This is a genomic window from Homoserinimonas aerilata (assembly GCF_006716125.1).
In the GTDB taxonomy this organism is placed as follows: Bacteria; Actinomycetota; Actinomycetes; order Actinomycetales; family Microbacteriaceae; genus Homoserinimonas; species Homoserinimonas aerilata.
The window spans coordinates 197,222-221,803 of the sequence record NZ_VFOM01000001.1; the positions used below are offsets into that span (position 1 = coordinate 197,222).

Below are 24,582 nucleotides of genomic sequence, written 5' to 3' on the forward strand. Positions count from 1 at the left end.
GAACCCCTGCCAAGATGGTGTTTGTGAGAGACGACCTCCATTCAAGCACCATCGTGGGATGGCGCGAATGGGTGAGCCTGCCCGATATCGGCGTGCCGTGGGTGAAGGCGAAGATCGACACGGGTGCGCGCAGTTCTGCGTTGCACGCCTTCGATATCGAGGAGCTCGATGGCGGTGAGCGGGTGCGCTTCTGGGTGCGCCCGTGGCAGCGTTCTGTCGAGGATGTGGTGCAGGTGGAGTGCGCGGTGCACGACCGCCGAAGGGTGCGCAGTTCGTCGGGGCACAGTGAGGAGCGCTTCGTGGTGCTGCTCGATGTCGAGATCTTCGGTCGCACGGTGACGGCCGAGACGACGCTGAGCAATCGCGACCAGATGGGGTTCCGGATGCTCATTGGCCGTCAGGCGCTGAGGCAGGGTTTCGTGGTGCATCCGGGCAGGTCGTTTCTGGCGGGGCGCGCGCCGAAGCTGATCCGTCGCCGCAACCGCGATCACGCGTAGACGGCCTCATCCCGCACAAAGCATCGACGTAGTGTTTGCACGACTTAGTACTTGCATAGTCCTATATATGTGTGATCTCATATCACCATGAGCTTGAAACACGCGGTCCTCGGCCTCCTCGACCTCTCGCCGCTGAGCGGCTACGACCTCAAGAAGGCATTCGACGGCACAGTCGCGCACTTCTGGTCAGCCGACCAGGCGCAGATCTACCGCACCCTGACCGCGCTCGTCGATGCCGAGCTCGCCGCCATCGAGGTCATCGAAGGCGACGGGCGACCGAGCCGCAAGGTGCACCACGTCACCGAGGCGGGCCGCGCCGAGCTCGACCGCTGGTTGCAGGCCGACCCAGAGCCGGCGGTCGCCCGCAACGGCTTTCTCGCCAAGGTCTTCTTCTCGCCACGCCTCGACGATGACGGGGTGCGCCGGATGCTGGCTGCGCGTCGTACCGCAGTCGAGGGGTCGCTGGGGATGCTCACCGCGCTCTCCGAGGAGGAGGGCGAACCGTCGAGCCGAGAGGAGCGCCTGCGCCTGGCGACCCTCCGCAACGGGATCGCGCACGGCAGGGCCGAACTGGGCTGGCTTGACGAGATCGAGAAGGAACTCTCCTGATGCATGTCCTCGAAGCGCATGACGATGCCGACACGAGCACACTCTTCCTGCACGGCGGCAATGTCGCCGGCTGGATGTGGACGGAACAGGTCAGCGGCCTGCCCGAGCATCACTGTCTGGTTCCCGACCTGCCCGGCTTCGGGGCATCCGCCGACCTCGACTGGACTTCGCTCGCCGACGTCGCCGACCGGCTCGCCGAGCTCGTGCGGCGGCGGGCGCGCGGCGGGAGGGCGCACATCGTGGGGCTCTCCCTGGGCGCGGTGATCGGCACGGTGCTCACGGCACGGCATCCGGATGTCGTGCGCTCGGCCATGCTCACGGGGGCGACCCTGACCGGGGTCACCGGGGCGACGCGCACCTTCGGCCTCCTGCAGCTGAAGGTGTGGGAGAAGCGCTGGTACTGGGCGGCGCAGGCCCGCACGTTCCAGATGCCGGCTGACACTGTCGACGTGTTCATCGAGACGGGGATGGGAATCCGCAGGGCGACCGCGGAGGCCATGATGCGCGAACTCTACGACGGGGTGGCCGCGAGCGAACTCGACGGCCTGCGTGGCGTGCGTATGCCGATACTGGCGCTCGCCGGCGAACGCGAGCCACGCCTCGCTCACAACGACCTCGCCGAGCTGGTGTCGCGCTCAGAGCTGGTGACGGCCCGCGTCGTGCCGGGCATGCATCACGCGTGGAATGCCGAGAACCCAGAGCTGTTCAACGCGGTCATGCGCGAGTGGCTCCTCGACGGGCGGGTGCACCCCGAGCTGCTCGCCCCCTGACGACGGCAGCAGGACGACAGCAGCGTGACGACAGCAGCGTGACGGCAGCAGCAGGTTCAGGCGGGCGGCCGCCGTGGTGCGCGTCGCGGTGGGGGAGGCGGCACCTGCTTCGCCGCGCTGACTTCGGAGAGCGGGATGGTCACGGGCCCGCGCCGGGTCTCCACGGTGCAGTCGTCGTCGCTGCGAGCGATGAGTTCACCGAGCGCATCGCTGAAGCCTCCGGGGATGCGCCGCCGCACGGTCATCCGGGTCCCCAGCGGAACCGCCCTGATGAGGTCCACCGGATGCGTCATGACGCCAGCCTATTGGCGTTGTCAGGTGGGCCGGGGCTGACATCTGGCCCTCATGCGCTGCGTGAAATGCGGCGGGCGGATGTTCGTTACGGTTGAGAGGTCGAAAGGGTCAGGCAGTGTCAGCAGTGAGTGGTGCAGAGCCCGCACGTCGCTTCGGCGGCTTCGGGGTGTTCGTCATTGTCGCCGGTATCGTGATGGCGCTCTGGGTGTCGTTCGGGCGGGCGCTGTTCGGGGTGGCCGGTGAGCTCACCCCGGTGTTCGCGATCACGATCGGTTTTGCGATCGGCGCGCTGCACTTCTTCGGCGGCAAGGCGATCATGCGCACGGCGCGACTCGGCAGGCACACGCGGGTGCAGACCTATGTGACGCTCGGCCTGTCGTGGTTCTGCGGCATCCTGTTCGGCTTCATGATTCCCGACGTGACACCGTCGGGCCTGCAGACGATTCTTTCGGGCGGCGAGGAGCCCGGGCTGAGTATCGCTGTGGGGTTGGCGAATCCGCTCGGGATCGTCTGCATCACGGCATCCGTCTTCACGCTCGTCTTCGCCCATAATGACACTCGCGAGCCCGTCAATGAGGATGACGACGAGTTCGTCCTCGACTGAGGCCGGCCGCTCGAGGCGCGCCGGCTCAGCACTGAGGCATGCCGGCTCAGCGTTGCGGCACGACCGTCAGCACGCGGGTCACGAACTCGTAGTACGACTCCATGAAGCCTCCGAGGAACGCGGCGGTTCCGTCGTTGCTGACTTCGCCGTCGTCGGCGATGAGCCCCTCGGTGATGTGGATGTACGCCTCAGGAGAGTTCATCTGCGGTGAGTTGCAGAAGCTGAGCACGCTGCGCAGGTTCTGCTGGGCGACGGCGGTGCCGATCTGGCCGATCGAGCCGCCGATCACGGCGGATGGTTTGCCTGCGAACGAGTTCTGCCCCCACGGGCGGCTCGCCCAGTCGATGGCGTTCTTCAGCCCGCCCGGGATGGCCCGGTTGTATTCGGGGGTCACGAACAGCAGGGCGTCGACGGATGCGATGGCATCCTTCAGCGCGCGGCCCTCCGGTGGGTAGTCGGCGTCGTAGTCGTAGCTGTACAGCGGCAGGTCGCGGATGGGGATCTCGACGAATTCGAGGCCGTCTGGCGCGAGCCTGATGAGCGCCTTCGCGAGGCGCCGGTTGACGGATGCCTTCGCCAGGCTTCCGACAAAATATCCGACCGTGTAGGGCGGTTCGTGGTGGTGGACCTCAGCCATGATGCGTTCCTCTCGCTCGCTCAGAACGCCGGCGGGTCGGCCCGCCGACTGCTCATCACGCTAGACCTGCGGGGGTGCGCCGTACAGGCTTGGGGCTCGCTTTCCCGGCATCGTCACGGGATGCGCGCCGCGGGCCTCAGATGAGGTGCACCTTCAGGCGAGCGCTTCGACCTTGCTGCGCAGTTCGGCGTCGCTCGGCTCCACCAGGTGGCTGGCGTCGGGGAACACGATCACGGGGATGTTGGTGCGTCCGCTGATGGACTGCGCCACCTGCGCTGCGTCGACGTCCGCTTCGAGGTCGATGTATGTGTAGTCGGTGCCGAGCTCGTCGAGAAGTTTCTTGGAGCGGCGGCAGTCTCCGCACCATTCGGCGCCGTACATGGTGATCTTCTGGCTCATGCTGAGGGGGAACGTGCGAGCGTGGGCAGGAATTCCGCCGCCCCCTCAGGTTCGATCGCCGCCAGCACGCGCCGGCGCAGCGCGTTCGAGCGTTCGGCGAATCCGCGTTGCCGCTGCACGTATTCGGCTTTGCCGTCGGGCGTTTCGATGGCGACGGGTGTGTAGCCCCAGTCGCGCAGGTCGTATGGCGACGCCTCCATGTCGAGGGTGCGGATGTCCCGGGCCAGTTCGAAGCTGTCGAGCAGCAGTTCGCCGGGCACGAGTGGCCCCAGCTTGGCGGCCCATTTGTATACGTCCATGCCGGCGTGCAGGCATCCGGGTTGTTCCAGTTCGGGCTGGTTGTCGCGGGTGGGGCGCAGCTTGTTGAGGGGGAGCGCGTCGGGGGTGAAGAACCGGTAGGCGTCGAAGTGGCTGCAGGTGATGCGGCTGGTTTCGACGACGGCGTCGGTGCCGTCGGGGCCGAGTCGCAGTGGTACCTCGTGTCGTGTGCTGTCGGACCTGTAGGCCATCGCCCATTCGTGCAGGCCGAAGCATCCGAAGTTTGCGGGTCTCGCTGCGGTGCGCCCCAGGAGTGTTGCGATGAAGCGGATGCTTCGGCCTCTCGCCTGCAGCAGGGCTTCTGTGTCGACGACCAGGCTGTCGCCTTCGTCTGCTCGGCGGTACCACTTCCATCCGGCGCGTTCTTTGCCCGCGGCACCCTCGAGCGTGACGCCGGCGCCCGGATGCCAGCGACGCAGCAGTGAGGGTCGCAGCGGGTAGTAGGTGAACAGAAAGTCTTCGACGGGGTGTGTGGTGCCGGCCTGCTGGCGCGCGCGCCACCCGGCGGTGAACGCGTCGGCCCGCTGCTGGTGCGCCTGCTCGCGTTCGCGCCATTCGGTCTCACGCATCCTGCCCCCTTTCCGTCCCCTCTATCTTCGCCCCGCGGCCGTATCGACGCACCCCGAGTATGCTCGCCGGATGACACGCGATGAGTTGCTCGAGTTGTGTCTGTCGTTGCCGCAGGCGGTGGAGACGTTCCCGTTCGGCGAGGAGCTAAGTGTCTTCAAGACGAGTGGTAACGGCAAGATCTTCGCGCTCAGCGCCCTCGACGCCGAGCCGTTCAGCGTCTCGCTGAAGTGCGACCCCGAAGAGAGTCTGGCTTTGCGGGCGGAGTTTGCGCAGATCACGCCCGGGTATCACCTCAACAAGAAGCACTGGGTGACGGTCGCGCTCGATGGCGGTGTGCCCGATGAGCTCGTCGAGCAGCTGATCCGTGCCAGCCACGCGCTGGTGCGCCCCCGCATCCCTGCTGGTTGAGTAGCGCGGTGGAGCTTGGGACAGGCGCGAAGCGGCTGTGCGACCCCAGCGCCGACTGAGCCTGCGAAGGAGGTTACGCCAGCGAGCGCATCGAAACCGCACCCCCGAGCATCGTCACCCCGCATTCTGCGGGCAGCACGACGTTGGCGGGTGACGCCGCCTGCGGTCAGGCAAGCTCCACAACGGCCTGCACGGGCGCATGGTCCGACGGCCAGCCGCCTTCGTACCGCGTCACGTTGACGGCGGCTTGCAGCACGGCGATGCCGGGTGTGACGAGGATCCAGTCGATGCGCTTGCGGTCGTGCCGGGGCGCTCGGTAGTTCGGGAATGTGCCCCATGCTTCGCTGAGGCGCGTCTCGGCGGCATCCCAGGCATCCAGCAGCAGGCCCTGCCCGGTGAGGGCGTCGTACGGGTCGGTGTCGGCATCCGTGTTGAAGTCGCCGGTCATGATGGTGGGCAGCGGCGAGGACTTCACGATCTGTCGCAGTACGTCGGCGGATCTCAGTCGCGAGATGCGCGAGCGGTTGTCGAGGTGCGTGTTCACGGCCTGGAATTCGGTGCCTGTCGCGAGGTCGTGGAACACCGCATCGACCACGAGCCGCGGGGTGCGGTTGCCCCAGGTGGTGGAGCCTGGCACGTCCGGGGTGTCGGAGAGCGCGGTCTGCCGCCAGTCGAGCAGGCGAAGCCGCCGGGTGTCGTAGAGGATGGGGCAGCCTTCGCCGCCCTTGTTTTTCTCGCGCCCGTAGCCGACTGAGCGGTAGTGCTCGCCGAGCGCGTGCCGCACGAAGTTCGCCTGGTCGAACAGTGCTTCCTGCACGCCGAGCAGCGCGGGCTGTTCCGCCGCGAGTAGTCGTTTGAGCAGCGGTTGGCGGTGCACCCACCGGTCGGGGCTGCGCGGCATGAGGTGCGGCAGGCGCCGGCGGATGTTGAAGCTCATGACGTGCAGGTCTGGCGCCTCGACGGGGCCGATGAGTGCGGTGTCCGTCATGCCGTCAGCCTACGGGGCGAGCCACGCGTGGGCCGTGTACTTTGTCCGCGGCGAAACGGGGCGCAGCGAAACGGGGCGTAGCGTACTGGCGATTTCATTGGTCGTGATTCAGGATGGCCTGATGACTCCAACACCTCTCGCCGAGCCCGATATGGCTGCTGCCGCCGAGCTGTGGCGCGCCTACTGCGAGGCGGTTCCGGGGGTTGGCGACGAGCATCCGTCGGTGGAGGGTTTCGGCGATTCGGCTGAACTTGCCGATGAGTTGCTGGCGCTGGTGGTGGAGGGCCGCAAGACGGCGACCGCCACTCTGGTGGCCGAGTTCGCGGCGGATGAGCAGCCGCTTCCGCGGATCGGCGGGTACTGGATCGCCTGCGATGGCCGCGGCGCGCCGCAGGTGGTGTTGCGATCGACGGAGCTGCGGCTGGGCACTGTGGAGAGTGTCGATGATGCTTTCGCGCGGGATGAGGGCGAGGGCGATCGCACGCGCGACAGTTGGCTGGCCGACCATCTGCGGTACTGGCGGCGGGTGACGGATGCCCGGGGCATCCGGTGGTCGGACGACATCGAGGTGATCTTTGAGCGCTTCGAGGTGGTGTGGCCGCTCGCCGCACCCAAGCCGGTTGAGTAGCGCGCCGCAACGCGCACGAGGTTCAGTTGTGGCGGATGCTCGTATGTTTCGTCGGCAGGCGGGCGTCAGACGGCTTGGTGCGCTTGGACAATCCCTCGCAGGGCAGGAAAACTCCGGCTGACTGTGACCCACAGGGCGCGCTCGGCTGGGGTGACGCTCACAGCGGCACGGCTTCGTTGAGGATCGTGCTGTCCCGCACGGGGTCTAGTGGGTGCCGCGAGACGACATCGACGTCGCGCCCGATCAACTGCTCCATGTCGATCTCGAACTGGGCGAGATCGAAGAGGCTGGCGTTCGTCGAGGGCGTGACGAGCAGGTCGACATCACTCAACTCGTTCTCGGCGCGCCGGGCAACGGAACCGAAGACGGAGACCTCCGTGATGTTGTTGAGTGCGGCGAGGCGGCGGATCAGCTTGCCGCGGGCCTGGAGCTCGTCCAACAGTGTTCCTGCCGCAGTGGCACTACCTCTGGCGAGGCTGCGAAACTGCTCGAATGGCACGAGCACGGACTCGGGCCGCCGATGCGAGCCGATGGTCACGGGGGAAGCTGATCTTGGCGCGAGCCGGAATGTTCGAAGGATCTGCGACAGGCCCGAACGCGCGTCGGCGACCGTGGTGACGGTAATCGGTTGCGGAGCTGTCATGGCTTAACCGTACTGAGCAACGTAAAAGATGCCCATAAAGATGTACATCCATGTGCGCTCCGATGCTCCGTGAGGTAGCGGCGTCAGCCCGCGGTGACTTGTTGAGTTGGGGCCGTGGACTCCTGGGGTGAGACCGCGACAGCCTCACCCCGTGTGGTCTCACTCGGCGAGCATCGTCCAGCCGCCGTCAGCCTTGACGCTGATCACAGAAGGGCCTGAGCTCAGCGGCACGGTGCCAGAGTATGTTCCGATGTCGTTGATGAGCAGTCCCGGCGAGAATGCCTTGCCCGTCTCTTCAGCCACGATGAAGTTGCGCGAGCCTGCATGACTCGCCGTGAGCTTGCCGGATGAACCGTCGAACAGGTAGACGGCGTCGCCGACTCCGGATGCAGCGAGCGCGGGTGCTGCGGAGATGGGCGAGATGGTGATGCTCCAGTTGCCATCCGCGTTGATCTCGAGGGTGGTTCCCTCGCTCAATGTGTTGAAGCCGAAGGCGGTCACCCCAGAGTAGGGGCCGATGGTGTTGATGAGTAGATCACCGGTCGGCCCGTTGGCGGCGTCGAGCACGTTGATGATGAAGTTCCGTGCACCATCATGCGTCGCCGTGACGATGCCGATCGTGGCGCCCTCGGGCAGTGTTACTAGGTTGTCTCCTGCGCCCGACTGCGTGATGGGTTCGAACGTGCCGAAGGCTTCATCCGCCCAGCTGTGCACGTTCTCGGTTTCTTCGACGGGTGCTTCTGCAGCCGGCTGTGCGACGGCATCCGTCGTCTGCTCGTTGGTCGTGCGCGGCGCATCGGCCACCTGCTGACCGGCGTTGCCTCCGTTGACCGCCCCCGTGATGATTGATAGTGCGAGCACGATGCCGGTGACGATCCAGGCGATCTTCTTGTGCTGCGCGTAGCCGGCGAGACGCAGCCCCTGCTTGTCTTTTTGCGATCCGGCGAGGGTAAGGATCAGGTCGATTAGGTACCAGATGCCTCCGCCGCCGAACGTGATGAGCTTCAGGATTCCCGTGCCCACCTTGCCCAGGTAGAAACGATCGACCGCGAGAATGCCGAGCAGCAGGGAGAGCAGCCAGGTGGCGAGAAACGTCTTGCGAGATTCGGATGCCGCGGGTACGGCCGGGATCGGCGGCGGAAGTTCCGCAGAGGCGTGTTCTGTGTCGGTGGTCATGGTGTTCCTTGTCGGGTGATTGCGTGGTGCCACACTTGGCTTGGGTGATTCGCGACTGATCAGAACCGGGGCAGTTCGAGCAGGTTGTTGCTCTTCCCGCTGTCGGCGATCGTGGTGATGTGCTTGCGGCCGTTGGTACCGACCCGTGTGACGACTCGGGCCTGTGCGCGGTTGTGGTCGTTGTGGGTGAAGACGATCCCGCCGCCGTCGATGACGCTGACCACGGCAGCACGGCTCACGGTCGTAAGCGGGCCGCCTGTCGTTGCCGAGTACTTGACGTCGGTGATGTGCTGGTTCAGGGTGCCCGGCGCCTCGACGCGGACCTGTCGGATGTACAGCATTGGGTGCTCCTTATGTCTGGTTGTCAGGGCGCTTGCCGCGACTCCCTGAATCGTCTGCCACCAATACCGCCTAGAGCGATAATGTACTGATAAGAGGGCTTATCAGGCTTCCGTTCGGATGTCGGTGACCAATCCCACTATGCTCATCTCGTGCCACAGCCGTGCACCGAAGCCAAGGGGAGAATCGTGACCATCGCTGCACCGAGCCTCTTCATCTCGCTCTCCGGCATTGCCCGGCTGGCGCACGTGCAGCGCCCGGTGGTGTCGGTGTGGCGCACTCGCGCCGCCAGCTCCGAGTCGCCGTTCCCGCCCCCTGTCGCCGATGATCGCGGCAGCGAGGTGTTCGACGCACGACAGGTCGCGGAATGGTTGGCGCAAACCGGGCGCGGAAACAATCCGCATGTGCTGGCGGATGCCCCGGCGTATGCCAGGTTCGATGCCACAGGCCGTGGAGACGAGGAGTCGTTCCATGCGCTCACCGCGCTGGTCGCCGTGCGCGCCGCCGGTGCGCCGATCGGCGCTCTAGATCGTGATCAGCTTCTCGATCTAGCGGATGAGCTCGACCCCGATGATGTCTGTGTCGCGGGCGAGGTCGACGGGCTGGGCGACGATGTCGTATCGATGGCGAGGTTCGTCGAGGTTCTCGTCGACGGGGCCTACAGCGCGTCCGCGGCATTCGAGTCTCTGCTCGGTGATCGCTTCAGAGACGGCCGCCGTGCCCTCACCCGCACCGCTCTAGGCGCGGAGGCGAGCGAGCTGGTCAACGAGCTCGCGGTGGAGCTGGCTCGAAGTAACCCTTTCGCCGACCCCGAGCATCCGCTGTTCGTCGACCCGACGGGAGCGTGCGGCGATCTGCTCGTCGGTGTGTTGCGCTCGGTAGCCGAGGGTGTGGACGTTGGCGTAATGACGGCAGAGTCCGGGGGATTCGCCGGCCGGCTGCTGCGCCGCCGCCTGCTCGCGCACGGTATGCCGCATGCGCCGCTGACGGTTTCGGCTACGGGCGAGTTCGCCGCCGAGGGCGCTCTCGTGCACGTGGCGCAGTTTCCGACCCCCGACAGGCCGACGATGACGGCGGGTCAGATTCTCGCGTCGATCGAGAATATTGCGCTTCAGATGGATGACGCCCAGCGCGGTGTCGTGCTCGCGCCGGCGGCGATATTGATCGACGGTGACCTCTCGCCCGACGCCGAGGCGATTCGCTCGGAGATTCTGCGTTCCGGCAGACTCCGGGCGGTGGTTCGTTTGCCCAGGGGGCTGGTGATCGGCAACCCGAGGCAGGCGCTGGCGCTGTGGGTGTTCGGCCCGGCGCATGCCGCGGTGTCTCTCGCAGACAAGTGGACTCTCGTCGCCGACCTCATCGAGGAGCCGCTGGTGCCGGCGACTCGGAGTGATCTGGTGAGCGATCTGGCCGCGGCTATGGGCGACGAGTCATTCATTCGCGCGCACGCCTTTCGGTTTGCCCGGCGGTTGCCAACCAGCGTGATTCTGGCCGGGTCGGGCTCGCTCATCGCCGCAGAGAAGCCTGTCGCGATGGTTCCGGTCGAGGCGGCTGCAGCGCGACGCGCCTCCGCCGGCTTGCCCGCCCAACTCGATGCGGTGATAGCTGGTCTCGGTGACGGTGCCCCGGTCACGGTTCGGCACGTTACAGTCGCTGCGTCACCGAGGTTCTTGCCCCAGGCCGCGCTGGGCTCTCTTGCCAGTGCGCGCCACGTTCGCTGCCTTCCCGGCGCCCGCATCAGGCACGACGACATCGGCACTGCGGCGGGCTACCCCGTGATCGGGGTCGACGAGTTGACCGGTGCGAGCTTAGTTGGCAGTCGCACGATTGACCGCCTGCTGTTGGAGGCCGCATATCCGGCCGCCCGTCTTACGGCCCCGGGTGATGTCGTGTTCTGCGTGAGCCCGCAGCCCAGGGCGTGGGTCGACGCGGCGGGATTCTCCGTGGTTGTCTATCCCGCGCGCATCCTGCGCATTGACACGTCGGACCCGGCGGGTCTCGTCCCCGAGGTGCTGGCGGCAGATATCGAGCGCCACACGTCTCGCGACTGGAAGCGCTGGGTCGCCCGTCGAATCGTGCCGACCGAGCGTGCCGGGTTGGTCGATGTGCTCGCAAATGTCAGTTCCGAGCGGGCCGCGTTGGCCGAGCGGATGCGCCGCCTCGACGAATTGGCGAATGTACTTGTCGACGGTGTTGCCGTCGGCGCGCTGACTACCGCCGGCAGCGATGCCGAGATTCTTGCCCTATCGAAAGGAACCATGTAATGCCCCCTCGCACTAAGGCGAAGACGGATGCCGCGCCGTCGACCATGAAGGAGCTGAAGGACACGCTCTGGAAGGCGGCCGACAAGCTGCGCGGCTCGATGGATGCGTCGCAGTACAAGGACGTGATTTTGGGGCTCGTGTTCCTCAAGTACGTGTCGGATGCGTTTGAGGAGCGTCGCGCGCAGATCGCGACGGAGCTCGAGACGGCGGGCCACAGCGAGGATCAGATCGCGCAACTGATCGACGACGGCGACGAGTACACGGGGCATGGCGTCTTCTGGGTTCCCGCCAACGCTCGCTGGGGCTTTCTCTCCGAGAACGCGAAGGGCGTCGGGGCGTCGATGGGGGAGCCGGCCAAGTCGATCGGCCTGCTCATCGACGAGTCGATGGAAGACATCATGGCGGCCAACCCGACGCTCGCGGCGACCCTCCCACGTCTCTATAACCGCGACAACATCGACCAGCGCAGGCTGGGTGAGCTGGTGGACCTCTTCAACTCGGCGCGCTTCGCTGGGCAAGGGTCGACGCGCGCCCGCGACCTGCTCGGCGAGGTTTACGAGTACTTTTTGGAGAAGTTCGCGGCGGCGGAGGGCAAGCGCGGCGGCGAGTTCTACACGCCGGCCGGCGTCGTGCGCGTGCTGGTTGAGGTGCTCGAACCCGATCATGGTCGCGTCTACGACCCGTGCTGTGGGTCGGGCGGCATGTTCGTGCAGGCGGAGAAGTTTCTTGAGTCGCACAAGAAGGAGGGCAGCGACATTTCTGTCTTCGGGCAGGAGCTCAACGAGCGCACCTGGCGTCTGGCCAAGATGAACCTCGCCATCCACGGCCTCAACGGCAACCTTGCCAGCCGCTGGGGTGACACGTTCGCCCGCGACCAGCACCCCGACATGCTGGCCGACTTTGTGATGGCGAACCCGCCCTTCAACATCAAGGACTGGGCGCGCAACGAGAGCGACCCGCGCTGGCGTTACGGCGTTCCGCCCGCGGGCAACGCCAATTATGCGTGGATCCAGCACATCATCTCTAAGCTAGCTCCGGGGGGCAGCGCCGGCATCGTCATGGCGAACGGCTCGATGTCGTCGAATTCCGGGGGCGAGGGACAGATTCGTGCCCAGCTCGTCGAGGCAGACCTCGTTTCGTGCATGGTCGCGCTGCCGACACAGCTGTTCCGCAGCACTGCGATCCCGGTGTGCACGTGGTTCTTCGCCAAAGACAAGACAGCGGGTGCCGGGGGCAGCATCGACCGCACCGGCCAAGTGTTGTTCATCGACGCCCGCAACCTCGGCCACATGGTGGACCGTGCCGAGCGCGCGTTCAGCGACGACGACATCGCCAAAATCGCCAACACCTTTAGGGCATGGCGCGGCACAAAGTCGGCGACGGATGCTGGGCTCAGCTACGCAGACGAGGCCGGCTTTAGCTACTCCGCGACGCTCGCTGAAGTTCAGGCTGCTGACTACGCGCTGACGCCCGGCCGTTACGTCGGCACCGCGGATGTCGCCGGAGACGGCGAGGACGTTCGACTGAAAATCGAACGGTTGAGCGCGGAGCTTCTCACGCAGTTCGATGAGTCTGAGCGCACGGCGAGACTTGTCCAGGAGCAGCTAGGGAGAGTCAATGTCTGATTGGGTGACCACAAATCTCGGGAGCCTTTGTAGCTTCCGAGCAGGGTCCGCATTTCCCCAGGTTGAACAGGGCTCTCCGGGCGGGAGTGTTCCGTTTATCAAGGTCAGCGACTTCAGTTTGCCCGGTAACCAGAAGTACGTGACGGTTGCCAACAATTGGCTCAGTGAGGAACAGATTGCGCGATTACGTCCGGTTCTTGCGCCGAAGGGCGCGTCGCTGTTTGCCAAGATCGGCGAGGGGCTAAAGGCGGAACGCGTACGTATCGCTACTCAGCCGACTGCGTACGACAACAATCTCATGGCGGCTACAGCGCGGCCGGGAATGGCCGAACCAGGGTTTCTGTACTTTCTATTGAGGTACATAGGCATCGCTCAGTTCACGGAGGGCACTGCGCTTCCCTACTTGAAACAGTCTGTACTGGACGCGGCCATGTGTAGAATCCCTTCTCGCGCTGAGCAGCGGGCGATTGCGGAGGTGCTGGGGGCGCTCGACGACAAGATCGCCGCCAACACCAAGCTTGCGCACACGGCAGATGATCTTGCCGTAGCAAGCTTCCACCATGCAGCTAGAGGCGCGGCATATATAGGGGACACCTTCGCTGATGTCGCGAAAGTAAGTGGTGGGGGGACGCCGAGCACAAAGGTGCCGGAATATTGGGGCGGAGATATTCCGTGGGCTACGCCAACTGACATAACCGCTCTCGTGGGGCCCTACTTGGAATCGACTTCGCGAACGATCACTGAGGAAGGCTTGGGGGCTTGCTCGTCGGAGCTATTTGCTCCCGGAGCAATCCTGATGACATCGCGGGCGACCATTGGCGCATTCGCGGTTGCTCAAGTTCCCACCGCAGTAAACCAGGGGTTCATCGTTGTCGAGCCTCATGATGAGGATCTTCGGTACTGGATTCTTCACGATATGCGTCGTCGTGTCGATGAGTTCATCGCGATGGCGAATGGGGCGACGTTCCTTGAGCTGAGCCGCGGCAACTTCAAGAAGTTCCAGGTGCGGTTAGCAGACTCAGAAGTAATGCGGAGCTTTGGGAGGCAGGCAGCGACACTTCACGATTCCGCGAGGCAGGCCCTGCGAGAGAACCGCGCGCTAGCCGAACTGCGCGACACGTTGCTCCCTGAACTCATGTCGGGCAGGCTTCGGGTGCAGGACGCCCATACAGCGATTGCTGACGTCTCATGACTGATCGAAGTGTTCAAGATGAAGGGGGAAATTGAAGAATGCCATACGAACTAAGCAATCGGCTCGTGGTGGGGGTCGCTTCTAGCGCACTATTTGACCTCGCAGTCTCTGACGCATACTTTCTCGCGAATGGCGAGCAAGCATACCGGGAGTACCAAGAGGAACACCTAGATGATGTTCTTGGCCCGGGTGTCGCTTTTTCCTTCATACGAAGACTTCTGGGGCTAAATGACCTTCGAGACGCGGCCAACCCGCTCGTTGAGGTGATCGTGTTGTCGAAGAACGATCCCTCAACCGGGCTTCGAGTCATGCGTTCCATACAGACTCACGGACTCAGCATTTCCCGCGCGTTATTCATGCAGGGTAAATCTCCATACGAGTACATCGATGCACTCGATATGTCTCTGTTCCTCTCTGGAAATGACGGGGATGTGAGAAGCGCGATGGCACTTGGATTTCCCGCGGGTTTGGTACTGGAATCCGCCTCAGTCGATGATGACGACGGCGGGGCACTTCGCGTTGCCTTCGACTTTGATGGAGTCGTCGCTGATGACGAGGCGGAGCGTGTCTATCAAGGGCCAGGTGGGATGGTTGCATTCCGTGACCACGAGGTAGCAAATCGAAGTGTTCCGCTGGACCGTGGACCGCTTCGCGAGTTCTTGCGTGACCTTAACCTGATTCAGACAGTTGAGGAAGACCGGCGTTTGATCGAACCTGACTATCAGCCTCGTTTGCGAGTCTCGATCGTCACTGCAAGAAACGCGCCTGCACATGAGCGTGCGATTCGCACTCTTCAGCAGTGGGGTGTCACTGCGAACGACGCGTTCTTCCTTGGCGGGATTGACAAGGGGAAGGTTTTGAAAGTATTGAAGCCGCACATCTTTTTTGACGATCAGAAGGGCCATCTCGAGTCAACTTCGGCCTACGCCTCCAGCGTCCACATTCCGTACGGCGTGGCCAACGAATCGCCGCGAGCGAGCTCGGGCGATAGCGGTAGTCCGCTACCCAGCGGCGATGCCGTTGTTGGAAACGATGATGGAGCAGTTGTGCTTGCGGAGGAGGTCGTCTGATGAGCGGGTACTCGGAGGCGGAGTGGGAGCAGTTGGCACGCGAGGAACTCGGGGAGCTGGGGTGGCATCCACTCACTGGCGAGAAGATTGCGCCCGGCTCTGGGGAGCGCGAGGGCTGGGACGAGCTGCTCATCCGCCCGCGACTGCTGGCGGCGCTGCAAAAGTTCAACCCGACCGTGCCCGCACAATACCTCGCGCAGGCCGCGGCCGAGATCGCCCTGCCCAAGTCGCAGGATGCGATCGCCGAAAACCAGCGCATCCACCAGTACCTCGTCGACGGATTCCGGCTGAGCTACATCGACTCGGACGGCACCGAAGCAAACCCGACGATCACGCTGCTCTCCGCCGACCCCGACCAGAACGACTGGCTCGCCGTCAACCAAGTCACCCTCGTGCAGGGCGACCACAAGCGGCGCTTCGACCTGGTGCTCTACTGCAACGGCATGCCCATTAGCCTCATCGAGCTGAAGAAGGCGGGCAGCAAGACCGCGGATGTCGCCTCCGCCCACGCACAGCTGCAGACCTATCTGCGCGAGTTTCCGCTCGCGTTCCGCTTCTGCGTGTTCACACTCGCGAGCGACGGGCTCGACGCCAAGTACGGCACCCCCTTCACCCCGCTTAACCACTTCTCGCCCTGGAACGTCGACGAAGATGGCGAACCTATTGAGCCCAACCGAATTGTCGACGGCGAGATGGCCCCCGCTCTCGAAGACGCCATCGACGGCCTCTACAACCAGGAGCGCTTTCTTCAGTTGCTGCGCGACTACACCGCGTTCGACGAGAACAGCGACGGCCTCACCAAGCGCATCGCCAAACCGCACCAGTACTTCGCGGTCGCCAAAGCGGTCGGCAGCACCGTGCAGGCGGTCGAATCCGACGGCAAGGCCGGCGTCGTGTGGCACACGCAGGGCTCCGGCAAGTCCATGGAGATGGAGCTGTACGCCAACCTGGTGTCGCGGCATCCGAAGCTCAAAAACCCCACCATCGTCGTCATCACCGACCGCAACGAACTCGACGGCCAACTCTTCACCACCTTCAACCAGAGCCTGCTGCTGGCCGAAAAACCGAAACAGATCAAACGCCGCAGTGAGCTGCGCACCGAGATCGGCAACCGCACCACCGGCGGAATCTACTTCACCACCCTGCAAAAATTTGGGCGCACCGACGCCGAGCGCCACGCCGGCACCGAGCATCCGCTGCTCTCCGACCGCCGCAACGTCATCGTTGTCGTCGACGAGGCGCACCGCAGCCACTACGACGACCTCGACGGCTACGCCCGACACCTGCGCGACGCCCTGCCCAACGCCACCCTCATCGCATTCACCGGAACCCCCATCTCATTCGACGACCGCAACACGCGCGAAGTCTTCGGCCCCTACATCGACGTCTACGACCTCACGCGCGCGGTCGACGACAAAGCCACCGTGCCCGTCTACTTCGAGCCGCGGCTCATCAAAGTCGGCCTCGCCGAAGATGTAACAGAAGAGCAGCTGGACGCCGCGGCCGACGACGCCACGCTCACACTCGACGACACTGAGCGGGCCCGCATCGAAGCATCCGTCGCCGTCGTCAACGCCATCTACGGGGCACCCGAACGCATCGAAGCCCTCGCCGCCGACATCGTCGCGCACTGGGAAGAGCGACGACAGCGGATGCTGCCCTTCATCGAGGCGCCCGGCAAGGCGCTCATCGTGGGCGCCACACGCGAAATCTGTGCCCGCCTCTACGCCGAGATCGTCGCCCTGCGACCCGACTGGCACTCGGACGACCTGAGCACCGGCAAAATCAAAGTCGTCTACTCGGGGGTGCCCTCCGACCCGTCACCGATCGTCGAACACGTGCGCCGCCCCTCGCAGAACGACGCTATCAAGACACGGTTGAAAGACGTCGACGATGAGCTCGAGATCGTCATCGTCAAAGACATGATGCTCACCGGCTTCGATGCGCCGCCGCTACACACCCTCTACCTCGACCGCCCGCTGAAGGGCGCGCTGCTCATGCAGACGCTCGCCCGGGTGAACCGCACTTTTCGCGGCAAGCAGGATGGGCTGCTCGTCGCCTACGCGCCGCTCGTCGACAACCTGGGCAAAGCACTCGCCGAGTACACGAGCAGCGACCAAGAAAACAAGCCCATCGGCCGCTCCGTCGAAGAAGCGGTAGCGCTGACGCAGCAGCTCGTCGAACAACTGCGCGGGCTCCTTGTAGGTCACAACTGGAAGGCCGTGCTCGGCAAGGGCGGGCCTAAGGCCTACCTGAACGCGGCAAGTGGAGCAGCCAACTACCTGCGCAGCGTCACCACGCCGGGCAACGATCCGGCGCTGGGGGACGACACGCTGGCGGCCCGGTACCGCAGACTATCTGGCCAACTGGCCCGAGCATGGGCGCTCTCGAGCGGGCGGACAAACCTGGCGGCATTGCATCCGGAGATCGCATTCTATGAAGAGGTGCGCGTCTGGATGGCCAAGTTCGACGCCATGGCACGGCAGGCCAGTGGCGAGCCCGTGCCCGAAGACATTCAGCGCCTGCTCGGGCAGCTCATCGCCCAAGCGACGGATGCCGGCGAGGTGTACGACATCTACGACGCGGCGGGCATGCCCAAGCCGTCGCTGGGCGACCTCACCCCCGAGTTCGTGGCAAAGACGCAGAACGCGCGCAACCCTCACCTGGCGATTGAGGCGCTGCGCAAGCTGCTGACCGAGGAATCTGCGGCGGTCACTCGCAGCAATGTAGTTAGGCAGCGCGCATTCTCGAAGCGGATCACCGAGCTGATGAACAAATACACCAACCAGCAGCTCACCTCGGCGGAGGTCATCGCCGAGCTGGTGGCGCTGGCGCGAGAGGTTGCGGCTGAAGGGCAGCGTGGCGAGTCGTTTGCTCCGCCGCTCTCCTCGGACGAGTTGGCGTTCTACGACGCCGTCGCGCAGAACGAGTCGGCCGTCGAATTGCAAGGTTCAGGTGTGCTGGCGGAGATCGCGCGCGGCCTCGTGGAGGTCATGCGTCGCGACGTGCGCACCGACTGGACTGTACGCGACGATGTGCGGGCGAAGCTTCGATCTTCGATCAAGAGGTTGCTCGTCATCAACGGGTATCCGCCGGACCGGCAGCCCGAAGCGATCAAACTCGTGATGGAGCAGATGGAATCGATGGCGCCGCGGTATGCGGGAGAGCGTGGGCATTCCTCATAGTGGGGCTAGACATAGACTCACGAGCCGACCATCGTTGATGTAAGCGTTGATAGAGATACGGCCTAGGGAAGTCAGATATGACATGGTCGACCATATTTTTGTCATAACAAATTCTCGTGGCCTGCTGCGACTCCGCGTTGGGCCACGCCTTCCGGAGGAATCCTGTGGCAATTGGTTATAGAGCAGTGTTTCGGCTTTCTGATGATGACAATGCTGTGAAGGTGGCAGAGGACCAAGTCAGAAGTTGGTTGCGGGATAAGAAGCGGAAGGCCAGAGGTCGCGATCAGCTGAACGCTACTGACTGGGATGGGCCTGGAGTCCATGAGCTTGGTCCAGGCGCAATACTTACTGTTGCTTCGCTTTCGGATGATCGTGACGGCAGCCACCGGCAATTACTTAGGTTCGATGAGACCAACGCCATGGGCCGGTGGATCGTGACCGTGGTCGCTTCTTCACTTCCGAATGCTCGTGGGGACAAACAAGTCCTGCATGTCGAACTCGACAAATTTGGCGCCACCGTGGAAGAAGCGCTTGCTGCTGCGAAACCCCCAAGACTCGTGATGCATTTGCTCGATAGTGCAACTGTTTTAGATAACGAGACACCCCTAACGTCGGCGCCAATCATCGTACGTGCTGACAACATTGAGGATGTTTTTGACGCTATTCACGACGACCGTCGTATGGTCTCCGTTGTCGTTGCTGTGCCGCCGGGCGGTGTCTCTGATGAGGTTTGGCAACGAACGGTAGGCCAACTGACCAGGGAGAGCGTAGGAGTTGCAACGGCTTTCGCAATATCCGAGAGCGTTGTAGATGTATTCGCCGCCCGTCTTCCCGAATCGCACTCGGTGCCACGCGGAAGCGTGCGAACCTTCGCTCCGCGCGTAAACGTGGGTGACCCTGCAGACGCAATTAGGCATCGAGTGCTCGGTGCAAACTCATTTGCTCGAGCGATAAAAAATGGCCGAGTTGGTGGGCCGCTCCTTACCGTTCATGCTCAACTCGCACGGCGGCGCATGGTTGAAGCCGAATTGCCCTCGGATGTTCGTCGGGCTGCCGATCTCCTCATCCGAGAGGAAGCACGGATCTCTCGCGAGGCCCAGGTGGGTCGGATGGCCACAACAGCGCAACAGGAGCATAACTCTGCGCCAAATGTGGCGGCTAAGCAGCCGAAGGCAGCTGTTGTATTACGGGATTGGCTTCGTCAACGTTTCTCGACGATGCTTCAGCGATGGCTGCAAATTGATCAGGTCACGCCTGACGCTGTCGATGCGCTGGACCAGTTTATTGCCGCGAGTGCCGACGGGTATCAGGTAGCTCGAGAACAGATCGACGGGCTTCTGGAAGCACGCGTCAGGCTCAACGACGAGATCCAGCAGCTTCGTGATCAAGTTGAAGAAGCCGAGCTCACGGCAAGCATCGAAAGTGAGTCAGCGAGGAGTTCGACCCGAGAGGCTCGCATTTTGCGGTCACGGCTGAGGGACGCCGAGCGCCACGCCGATGCACTCGTGGAGCCTGAGCTTCAGGCTTTTGAAACACCTTCGGATATTGAAGAACTCTTGCTCCGGTTGGATCCCGATGTGTCAGATAGCCCCGTGGTTTCGCGTGTGATTTTCACGGGAAGCGAGTCCGATGCTATGGAGATAGCGAAAAGAGACCCGTTTGGCCGCGTCGTCAACAAGATGTGGGACTACGTATTAGTCCTTCATGACTACGCGCAAACTCGAGAGAACGGCTATCAAGGTTCATTGCACCATTACCTGAGCGATCCAGAAATTACTAGTCGCAAATGTCCAGTTCATCGCCATGCGGCGGGTGAAAGCGAGGCAGTGACGACGAACGCCAAGATGATGAGCGAACGCATCTTCACCGTTCCCGTCGCGGTGCATCCTGACGGGAAGGTTGCAATGCTTGCCCATTTTAAGCCCACCCATTCCGACACCTTCGCGCCGCGAATGCACTACTTCGACGATACGGCGAACACGGGCAAGATCTACGTCGGCTATATGGGGCGACACTTGACGAATAGTAAGACGAACTAGCTGTACAGCTAGCCGTGGTTCTCGGCGCCCATCGGATTGCGAAATGCGAAGGCAGTCGGAGTTGGGCGTTTCAGCATTGGGCGACGGGGTGGCGTTGGGGGACTCCCGCGGCGAGGAACTCGCGGACGTGGACTCGCCCGGCGCCGCAGCATGCGAGTCGCCGTGCTTAGAAATGGCAACGCGACCTCGATCGACAAGCATCCGAACCGCGGCGTGCTGCGCGCCCTCTACGCCCTCCACCGTGCTGCCGCGGCTCCCCATCGCTAGGGCTACTCCGTCAGTCCTGCGTGCCGGCCCTCCGCGAACTCCTCCACGATCTTCGTGTTGAACTCGAACATGCCGCATGCCCGGAAGCGTTGGGTTCCGGAATGCGGTCCTGCCAGCCTCCAGAGCCACCTGCCACACTTGACCCCACCATGAAAACTCTCCTCAACGTCATCTGGCTTGTGCTCTCGGGCTTCTGGCTGTTCCTCGGCTACGCGCTCGCGGCGGTCATCATGTGCGTGCTGATTGTGACGATCCCGTGGGGAATCGCCTCCTGGCGCATCGGCGTTTACTCGTTGTGGCCGTTCGGCAAGACCGTCGTGGAGAAGCCGGGCTCGGGTGTGGGCGCGGCGATCGGCAACGTTGTCTGGGTGGTGTTGGCCGGCTTCTGGATCGCCATCGGGCACATCCTCAGCGGCGTCGCCCTCTGCATCACCATCATCGGCATCCCGTTCGGCATCGCCAACTTCAAGATGGTGCCCGTCGCCCTCATGCCGCTCGGCAAGCAGATCGTCGATCAATAAGGCCAAGGATGCCGACGCATCCGCCCGCTTAATCGTCGAACGCGTCGCACGCTCGCATCGGGCCTGCGGCCCCGAGAGCTGTTCCGCAACCTATCCGTGTAAAGATTTGTTTACGATATGCTCTATTTTAGAACTGTCGTAAGGGAAGTCTTACACATTTGCTACTCTGCAAAAGAAGTTAGGAGCGGCTGATGACAGCACCGATGACCACGGAAGAGTGGGCTGTGCGCCTCGGTGGGCAGATTCGCGACCTCCGCATCGATATGCAACTTGACCAGTCTGAGGTGGCGAGCAGGGCATCCGTCAGTCGCCCGGCGCTGCACAGTCTCGAAGCGGGCAAAGGTACAAGCCTCACCACCCTGATAAAAGTGCTGCGTGCACTGCACTCCCTCGACTGGTTGGGAACCCTCCACGAGACAGCGGAGGATCCCAGTCCGATGGAGCTCCTCCGTCGGGAGCGAGAGCAGACCAAGCGTGCCACCAGGGTCCGCTCGTCTATGAAGCCCGACGAAGGCGAGCGATGATGGTCTTCACCCACGTTAATGTCATCGAGGTCAGGGCATTCGGCCACACCGTCGGAGCTGTCTCTGCCAGCAGGGCGGGTGCCTACGCGTTCGAATTCGACCCGCAGTGGGTGCGCCGCGGCATCCAGCTCGCCCCCATTCTCATGCCCGCGACCAGCCGCAGCCGTCCGTTCATCTTCCCCGGGCTGCCTGAAGCCACCTTTCATCGGTTGCCGCCCATGATCGCAGACTCCCTGCCAGACAAATTCGGCAATGCGATCACCGACTCGTGGCTTGCAACCCAGGGTGTCGCCGCGGGTGACGTCACCGCACTCGACCGACTCACCTACCTGGGCTCGAGAGGGCTCGGCGCCCTCGAATACCTACCTGCCCGAGGGCCAGTGGATGCGCCAGCCAGTGCACTCGACATGGCGCAGCTGGTCACTGCCGCACGCGATGTTGTGCACGGCACACTCAAAGATGATGCAACCTCCGAACGCGCCCTCCGGCAGATCATCAGCGTCGGTACCTCGGCTGGCGGCGCGCGCGCCAAAGCCGTTGTGAACTTCAACCCGGTCACCTCAGCGATCACCGCAGGCCACATCATGCCGGAGCACGGATTCGAGGCCTGGCTGCTGAAATTCGACGGCATGGGGCTCGACCGGCAGTTGGGGCATACCCAGGCGTATGGCCGTGTCGAGTACGCCTACTCGCTCATGGCTGCCGCTGCCGGCATCCAGACGCCGGAGACCCGACTTCTCGAAGAGAACGGTCGAGCGCACTTCATGACGCGACGCTTCGATCGGCCCGGCGACGGTGCCAAACTTCACGCACAGACCCTCACCGGCATCGCCGGCATCGACTTCAACGCGGTCGGTGTCAACGACTACGCCCAACTGTTCACCACGATCGCCGCCCTCGGGCTCGGCGCTGAAGCGCGCGCACAGGCGTTCCGGCGGATGGTGTTCAACTATGCGGCAGCCAACTGCGACGACCACGCAAAAAACCACAGCTTCCTCATGGATGCTGCAGGCCAGTGGTCGCTGGCGCCCGCATACGACATCACCCACGCATACAACCCCGAAGGCGAATGGACCCACCAGCACCTGATGGGCATCGGTGGGGTCTTCATGAACCCGACTCGATCGCACCTGCTCGAGTTCGCCGAGCGGCACGACGTACTTCATTCCAAGGCGCTCATCGAGGATGTCAACGACGCCGTCGACAACTGGTCTGAGTTCGCTGACAGGGCCAGCCTGGAGGTAGGCCACGCGGATTCCATCGCCAAAGATCATCGGCGACTCTGAGTGCTACAGGCCGCCTGCCGCGTAGCTCCCGCTGCATTCAGCACACCCAGCACCAGACGACCCCTTGCGGATGCAGTTCACCGTGCACCACAGCGGTTGTCGCCCCGGCTAGCGTGGTCACATGTCTACCAACCTCCTCGGCCCCGAGCCGACCCTCCTGCCTGAAGAACCCGATGTGCTCGCGGAGGTTGCCGACCCCGAGCACACTGCGGCAGACGTGGTGGTCGGGCATCCGACCTCTTCTCTCGCCTGGGCGCTCCTCGCCGATGAGGCGTTCGCGGCGGGCAAGACCCTCGAGTCGTATGCCTTCGCGCGTGTCGGCTACCACCGTGGGCTCGACGCACTTCGGCGTGCCGGTTGGAAGGGGCACGGGCCCATCCCGTGGGCGCACGAGCCGAACCGCGGCGTGCTGCGCGCTCTCTACACGCTCCACCGTGCCGCGGATGCTATCGGCGAAGAAGACGAGGTCGAGCGACTGGCGAAGTTCCTGAGCGACTCCGATCCGGTTGCGGCGGAGAAGATCGCGGCGGGGGAGTAAAAAACCGCCCCAGGGCTACGCCGTCTGCCCTGCAGCTGGGGGAGGCTACCTGAACCAGTGCTGGTTCGGCGCGGCAAGTGTGCGCCCGAAGACGTGACGCCTGCCGTATGCGGTGTTCACGGTGCGCAGACGCAGGTGGCCGAGCTTGCCGAACAGCGAAAGGCTGGGCGAGTTCTTCGGGTGGATCGTGCAGAGAATCTCCCTCTTGCCCAAAGCGGCAGCCTCCGCCTCAAGTAGCTCGACGAGGGTTCGGCCGAGGCCTGAGCGAACCTCGCCGGGGGCGACGAGCACCAGCTTGAGGTTAATCGCCCGGCCCAGCTCGTCTTCGTCATCGGTGAAGTACTTTCTGATGTTCTCTTCACTGGTGCCGCCGTCATAGAGGATGGCTGCGGCGACGAGCCTGCCGTCGCGGCGCGCGCCCAGCGACACCTGACCGGTCAGGCATTCCGCCAGCATCTCCTCCGAGTTGCGGCGCAACCACGGTTTGGTGCCCAAGCCATCCAGCACCTGCTGTTGGAGCTCGAGCAGGGCGGGCAGGTCCTCCGTCTGGAGTCGAACGACCTCATACCCCTTCGCCTCGGTCAGCGCCCGAATGTACGAGTAGTAGCCGGCATGCACCGGTACACCGTTCTCAATCCAGTAGGCATGCCAGTCATGAATCAGGCGATGGATGTTCGTGAAAGAAGCAGCGTGCTTCAGTAGGGCGGTGTCGAGGATGCCCGGGTTGCCGACCGCGAGAAAGAACCGGTTGCGAAAGAGCTCGTCGACGAGCTTCAACTCGAGGGCGCCACGCCGGAGTAGCAGGTGCAGGGTCTCGAAGAAGGTGAGAAAGCTGCTCACCAGCGGGCGGTGCTCGTGCGTGATCTCCTCGCCGAGGAGCACCCTCCTCCAGATCTCGCTGATGTTCGGGTCAGACGCGAAACCGGTCTGCAGATCCCGGATGAACTCCGCCTGCGCGATGCGCTTCGTCAGCCTGACCTCGTACAGCACCATGAGCGCACCCACGACACCGGCCAGGGCGATGGCGACCCCGAAGATGGCGGGCCACACCACGTTGATGGCGATGAGGCCGGCCCCGAACAGCAGCAGCGACAGCACGATTATCGTATGGTCCTTGCGGATGGCGCGCCTTTTCACAGTCGGCAGCTTAGAGAACCGCTGGGCCCACCCATCAGCCCCAGACCGGGGGAT

General features: G+C 63.8%; 25 protein-coding genes. 16 read left to right on the forward strand and 9 right to left on the reverse strand.

Annotation, left to right across the window (positions count from 1 at the left end):
* The first annotated feature begins 14 nt into the window (after window positions 1-14).
* The 3 genes from FB562_RS00935 to FB562_RS00945 all read left to right on the forward strand — a co-directional run bounded on the left by FB562_RS00935 (window position 15) and on the right by FB562_RS00945 (window position 1,876).
* Window positions 15-497 (forward strand): ATP-dependent zinc protease family protein, encoded by a 483-nt coding sequence (locus tag FB562_RS00935; RefSeq protein WP_141879429.1) that lies wholly within the window; start codon window positions 15-17, stop codon window positions 495-497.
* A gap of 87 nt (window positions 498-584) precedes the next feature.
* On the forward strand, window positions 585-1,106 hold the full coding sequence (locus FB562_RS00940) for a PadR family transcriptional regulator (RefSeq protein ID WP_141879430.1): 522 nt from the start codon (window positions 585-587) through the stop codon (window positions 1,104-1,106).
* Window positions 1,106-1,876, forward strand: a complete 771-nt coding sequence (locus tag FB562_RS00945; protein ID WP_141879431.1) for an alpha/beta fold hydrolase — start codon at window positions 1,106-1,108, stop codon at window positions 1,874-1,876. Before FB562_RS00940 ends, FB562_RS00945 begins: the two co-directional genes overlap by 1 nt.
* 56 nt (window positions 1,877-1,932) lie before the next feature.
* Here FB562_RS00945 and FB562_RS00950 read toward each other — a convergent pair whose 3' ends face one another.
* Window positions 1,933-2,169 (reverse strand): ferrous iron transport protein A, encoded by a 237-nt coding sequence (locus FB562_RS00950; protein WP_141879432.1) that lies wholly within the window; start codon window positions 2,167-2,169, stop codon window positions 1,933-1,935.
* A 116-nt stretch (window positions 2,170-2,285) separates the two neighbouring features.
* On the opposite strand from FB562_RS00950, the gene FB562_RS00955 reads away from it, so the two are divergent.
* On the forward strand, window positions 2,286-2,774 hold the full coding sequence (locus FB562_RS00955) for a hypothetical protein (protein WP_141879433.1): 489 nt from the start codon (window positions 2,286-2,288) through the stop codon (window positions 2,772-2,774).
* Window positions 2,775-2,820: 46 nt separating this feature from the next.
* Here the strand turns inward: FB562_RS00955 and FB562_RS00960 are convergent, their stop codons facing one another.
* From FB562_RS00960 to FB562_RS00970, 3 genes are all read right to left on the reverse strand, one after another.
* Window positions 2,821-3,411 (reverse strand): NADPH-dependent FMN reductase, encoded by a 591-nt coding sequence (locus FB562_RS00960; RefSeq protein WP_141879434.1) that lies wholly within the window; start codon window positions 3,409-3,411, stop codon window positions 2,821-2,823.
* A 153-nt stretch (window positions 3,412-3,564) separates the two neighbouring features.
* Window positions 3,565-3,810, reverse strand: a complete 246-nt coding sequence (locus tag FB562_RS00965; RefSeq protein WP_141879435.1) for a glutaredoxin family protein — start codon at window positions 3,808-3,810, stop codon at window positions 3,565-3,567.
* The gene (locus tag FB562_RS00970; protein ID WP_141879436.1) at window positions 3,807-4,697 is read right to left on the reverse strand and encodes a 3-methyladenine DNA glycosylase; all 891 of its coding nucleotides are present in this window, start codon (window positions 4,695-4,697) and stop codon (window positions 3,807-3,809) included. The genes FB562_RS00965 and FB562_RS00970 overlap by 4 nt, the downstream gene beginning before the upstream one ends.
* A gap of 70 nt (window positions 4,698-4,767) precedes the next feature.
* Here FB562_RS00970 and FB562_RS00975 point away from each other — a divergent pair, with 70 nt between their 5' ends.
* Entirely contained in the window at window positions 4,768-5,106 is a 339-nt protein-coding gene (locus FB562_RS00975; RefSeq protein ID WP_141879437.1) for an MmcQ/YjbR family DNA-binding protein, read from the forward strand.
* A 166-nt stretch (window positions 5,107-5,272) separates the two neighbouring features.
* On the opposite strand, the gene FB562_RS00980 is transcribed toward FB562_RS00975, so the two are convergent.
* Complete coding sequence (locus tag FB562_RS00980; protein ID WP_141879438.1) at window positions 5,273-6,094, reverse strand: endonuclease/exonuclease/phosphatase family protein; 822 nt, start codon at window positions 6,092-6,094, stop codon at window positions 5,273-5,275.
* Window positions 6,095-6,215: 121 nt separating this feature from the next.
* Between FB562_RS00980 and FB562_RS00985 the strand changes: the two genes are divergently transcribed.
* Window positions 6,216-6,722 (forward strand): ASCH domain-containing protein, encoded by a 507-nt coding sequence (locus tag FB562_RS00985; protein WP_141879439.1) that lies wholly within the window; start codon window positions 6,216-6,218, stop codon window positions 6,720-6,722.
* A gap of 157 nt (window positions 6,723-6,879) precedes the next feature.
* Here FB562_RS00985 and FB562_RS00990 read toward each other — a convergent pair whose 3' ends face one another.
* The 3 genes from FB562_RS00990 to FB562_RS01000 all read right to left on the reverse strand — a co-directional run bounded on the left by FB562_RS00990 (window position 6,880) and on the right by FB562_RS01000 (window position 8,882).
* Window positions 6,880-7,365: a nucleotidyltransferase family protein gene (locus FB562_RS00990; protein WP_141879440.1), complete on the reverse strand. Its 486-nt coding sequence runs from the start codon at window positions 7,363-7,365 to the stop codon at window positions 6,880-6,882.
* Between the two features lie 159 nt (window positions 7,366-7,524).
* A complete protein-coding gene (locus FB562_RS00995; RefSeq protein WP_141879441.1) occupies window positions 7,525-8,541 on the reverse strand; it encodes a TM2 domain-containing protein in 1,017 nt (338 codons plus the stop codon).
* A gap of 59 nt (window positions 8,542-8,600) precedes the next feature.
* Complete coding sequence (locus tag FB562_RS01000) at window positions 8,601-8,882, reverse strand: DUF3892 domain-containing protein (RefSeq protein ID WP_141879442.1); 282 nt, start codon at window positions 8,880-8,882, stop codon at window positions 8,601-8,603.
* A gap of 186 nt (window positions 8,883-9,068) precedes the next feature.
* Here FB562_RS01000 and FB562_RS01005 point away from each other — a divergent pair, with 186 nt between their 5' ends.
* From FB562_RS01005 to FB562_RS01050, 10 genes are all read left to right on the forward strand, one after another.
* A complete protein-coding gene (locus FB562_RS01005) occupies window positions 9,069-11,144 on the forward strand; it encodes a hypothetical protein (RefSeq protein ID WP_141879443.1) in 2,076 nt (691 codons plus the stop codon).
* On the forward strand, window positions 11,144-12,769 hold the full coding sequence (locus FB562_RS01010) for a class I SAM-dependent DNA methyltransferase (protein WP_141879444.1): 1,626 nt from the start codon (window positions 11,144-11,146) through the stop codon (window positions 12,767-12,769). Before FB562_RS01005 ends, FB562_RS01010 begins: the two co-directional genes overlap by 1 nt.
* Window positions 12,762-13,961: a restriction endonuclease subunit S gene (locus FB562_RS01015; RefSeq protein ID WP_141879445.1), complete on the forward strand. Its 1,200-nt coding sequence runs from the start codon at window positions 12,762-12,764 to the stop codon at window positions 13,959-13,961. The genes FB562_RS01010 and FB562_RS01015 overlap by 8 nt, the downstream gene beginning before the upstream one ends.
* 38 nt (window positions 13,962-13,999) lie before the next feature.
* On the forward strand, window positions 14,000-15,031 hold the full coding sequence (locus FB562_RS01020; RefSeq protein WP_141879446.1) for a 5'-nucleotidase: 1,032 nt from the start codon (window positions 14,000-14,002) through the stop codon (window positions 15,029-15,031).
* A complete protein-coding gene (locus FB562_RS01025) occupies window positions 15,031-18,216 on the forward strand; it encodes a type I restriction endonuclease subunit R (protein ID WP_141879447.1) in 3,186 nt (1,061 codons plus the stop codon). The genes FB562_RS01020 and FB562_RS01025 overlap by 1 nt, the downstream gene beginning before the upstream one ends.
* A gap of 221 nt (window positions 18,217-18,437) precedes the next feature.
* On the forward strand, window positions 18,438-20,255 hold the full coding sequence (locus FB562_RS01030) for a hypothetical protein (protein WP_185740412.1): 1,818 nt from the start codon (window positions 18,438-18,440) through the stop codon (window positions 20,253-20,255).
* 416 nt (window positions 20,256-20,671) lie between these two features.
* The gene (locus FB562_RS01035) at window positions 20,672-21,043 is read left to right on the forward strand and encodes a YccF domain-containing protein (RefSeq protein ID WP_141879449.1); all 372 of its coding nucleotides are present in this window, start codon (window positions 20,672-20,674) and stop codon (window positions 21,041-21,043) included.
* A gap of 191 nt (window positions 21,044-21,234) precedes the next feature.
* Complete coding sequence (locus FB562_RS01040; RefSeq protein ID WP_141879450.1) at window positions 21,235-21,567, forward strand: helix-turn-helix transcriptional regulator; 333 nt, start codon at window positions 21,235-21,237, stop codon at window positions 21,565-21,567.
* Window positions 21,564-22,853, forward strand: coding sequence for a type II toxin-antitoxin system HipA family toxin (locus tag FB562_RS01045; RefSeq protein ID WP_221625349.1), 1,290 nt, complete (start codon window positions 21,564-21,566; stop codon window positions 22,851-22,853). The genes FB562_RS01040 and FB562_RS01045 overlap by 4 nt, the downstream gene beginning before the upstream one ends.
* A 121-nt stretch (window positions 22,854-22,974) precedes the next feature.
* Entirely contained in the window at window positions 22,975-23,391 is a 417-nt protein-coding gene (locus FB562_RS01050; RefSeq protein ID WP_141879451.1) for a DUF3151 domain-containing protein, read from the forward strand.
* A 45-nt stretch (window positions 23,392-23,436) separates the two neighbouring features.
* Here the strand turns inward: FB562_RS01050 and FB562_RS01055 are convergent, their stop codons facing one another.
* Window positions 23,437-24,528, reverse strand: a complete 1,092-nt coding sequence (locus tag FB562_RS01055; protein ID WP_141879452.1) for a GNAT family N-acetyltransferase — start codon at window positions 24,526-24,528, stop codon at window positions 23,437-23,439.
* Window positions 24,529-24,582 lie beyond the last annotated feature (54 nt).

What these genes read in the sequence shown, in the direction of transcription:
- FB562_RS01000 (WP_141879442.1), bottom strand. Translation starts at nt 8,882, where the DNA reads ATGCTGTACATCCGACAGGTCCGCGTCGAGGCGCCGGGCACCCTGAAC.
- FB562_RS01035 (WP_141879449.1), top strand. Translation starts at nt 20,672, where the DNA reads ATGAAAACTCTCCTCAACGTCATCTGGCTTGTGCTCTCGGGCTTCTGG.
- FB562_RS00945 (WP_141879431.1), top strand. Translation starts at nt 1,106, where the DNA reads ATGCATGTCCTCGAAGCGCATGACGATGCCGACACGAGCACACTCTTC.
- FB562_RS00985 (WP_141879439.1), top strand. Translation starts at nt 6,216, where the DNA reads ATGACTCCAACACCTCTCGCCGAGCCCGATATGGCTGCTGCCGCCGAG.
- FB562_RS00940 (WP_141879430.1), top strand. Translation starts at nt 585, where the DNA reads ATGAGCTTGAAACACGCGGTCCTCGGCCTCCTCGACCTCTCGCCGCTG.
- FB562_RS01025 (WP_141879447.1), top strand. Translation starts at nt 15,031, where the DNA reads ATGAGCGGGTACTCGGAGGCGGAGTGGGAGCAGTTGGCACGCGAGGAA.
- FB562_RS00980 (WP_141879438.1), bottom strand. Translation starts at nt 6,094, where the DNA reads ATGACGGACACCGCACTCATCGGCCCCGTCGAGGCGCCAGACCTGCAC.
- FB562_RS00990 (WP_141879440.1), bottom strand. Translation starts at nt 7,365, where the DNA reads ATGACAGCTCCGCAACCGATTACCGTCACCACGGTCGCCGACGCGCGT.
- FB562_RS00965 (WP_141879435.1), bottom strand. Translation starts at nt 3,810, where the DNA reads ATGAGCCAGAAGATCACCATGTACGGCGCCGAATGGTGCGGAGACTGC.
- FB562_RS01050 (WP_141879451.1), top strand. Translation starts at nt 22,975, where the DNA reads ATGTCTACCAACCTCCTCGGCCCCGAGCCGACCCTCCTGCCTGAAGAA.
- FB562_RS01020 (WP_141879446.1), top strand. Translation starts at nt 14,000, where the DNA reads ATGCCATACGAACTAAGCAATCGGCTCGTGGTGGGGGTCGCTTCTAGC.
- FB562_RS00975 (WP_141879437.1), top strand. Translation starts at nt 4,768, where the DNA reads ATGACACGCGATGAGTTGCTCGAGTTGTGTCTGTCGTTGCCGCAGGCG.
- FB562_RS01045 (WP_221625349.1), top strand. Translation starts at nt 21,564, where the DNA reads ATGATGGTCTTCACCCACGTTAATGTCATCGAGGTCAGGGCATTCGGC.
- FB562_RS00960 (WP_141879434.1), bottom strand. Translation starts at nt 3,411, where the DNA reads ATGGCTGAGGTCCACCACCACGAACCGCCCTACACGGTCGGATATTTT.
- FB562_RS01015 (WP_141879445.1), top strand. Translation starts at nt 12,762, where the DNA reads ATGTCTGATTGGGTGACCACAAATCTCGGGAGCCTTTGTAGCTTCCGA.
- FB562_RS00935 (WP_141879429.1), top strand. Translation starts at nt 15, where the DNA reads ATGGTGTTTGTGAGAGACGACCTCCATTCAAGCACCATCGTGGGATGG.
- FB562_RS01040 (WP_141879450.1), top strand. Translation starts at nt 21,235, where the DNA reads ATGACAGCACCGATGACCACGGAAGAGTGGGCTGTGCGCCTCGGTGGG.
- FB562_RS00970 (WP_141879436.1), bottom strand. Translation starts at nt 4,697, where the DNA reads ATGCGTGAGACCGAATGGCGCGAACGCGAGCAGGCGCACCAGCAGCGG.
- FB562_RS00950 (WP_141879432.1), bottom strand. Translation starts at nt 2,169, where the DNA reads ATGACGCATCCGGTGGACCTCATCAGGGCGGTTCCGCTGGGGACCCGG.
- FB562_RS00995 (WP_141879441.1), bottom strand. Translation starts at nt 8,541, where the DNA reads ATGACCACCGACACAGAACACGCCTCTGCGGAACTTCCGCCGCCGATC.
- FB562_RS01010 (WP_141879444.1), top strand. Translation starts at nt 11,144, where the DNA reads ATGCCCCCTCGCACTAAGGCGAAGACGGATGCCGCGCCGTCGACCATG.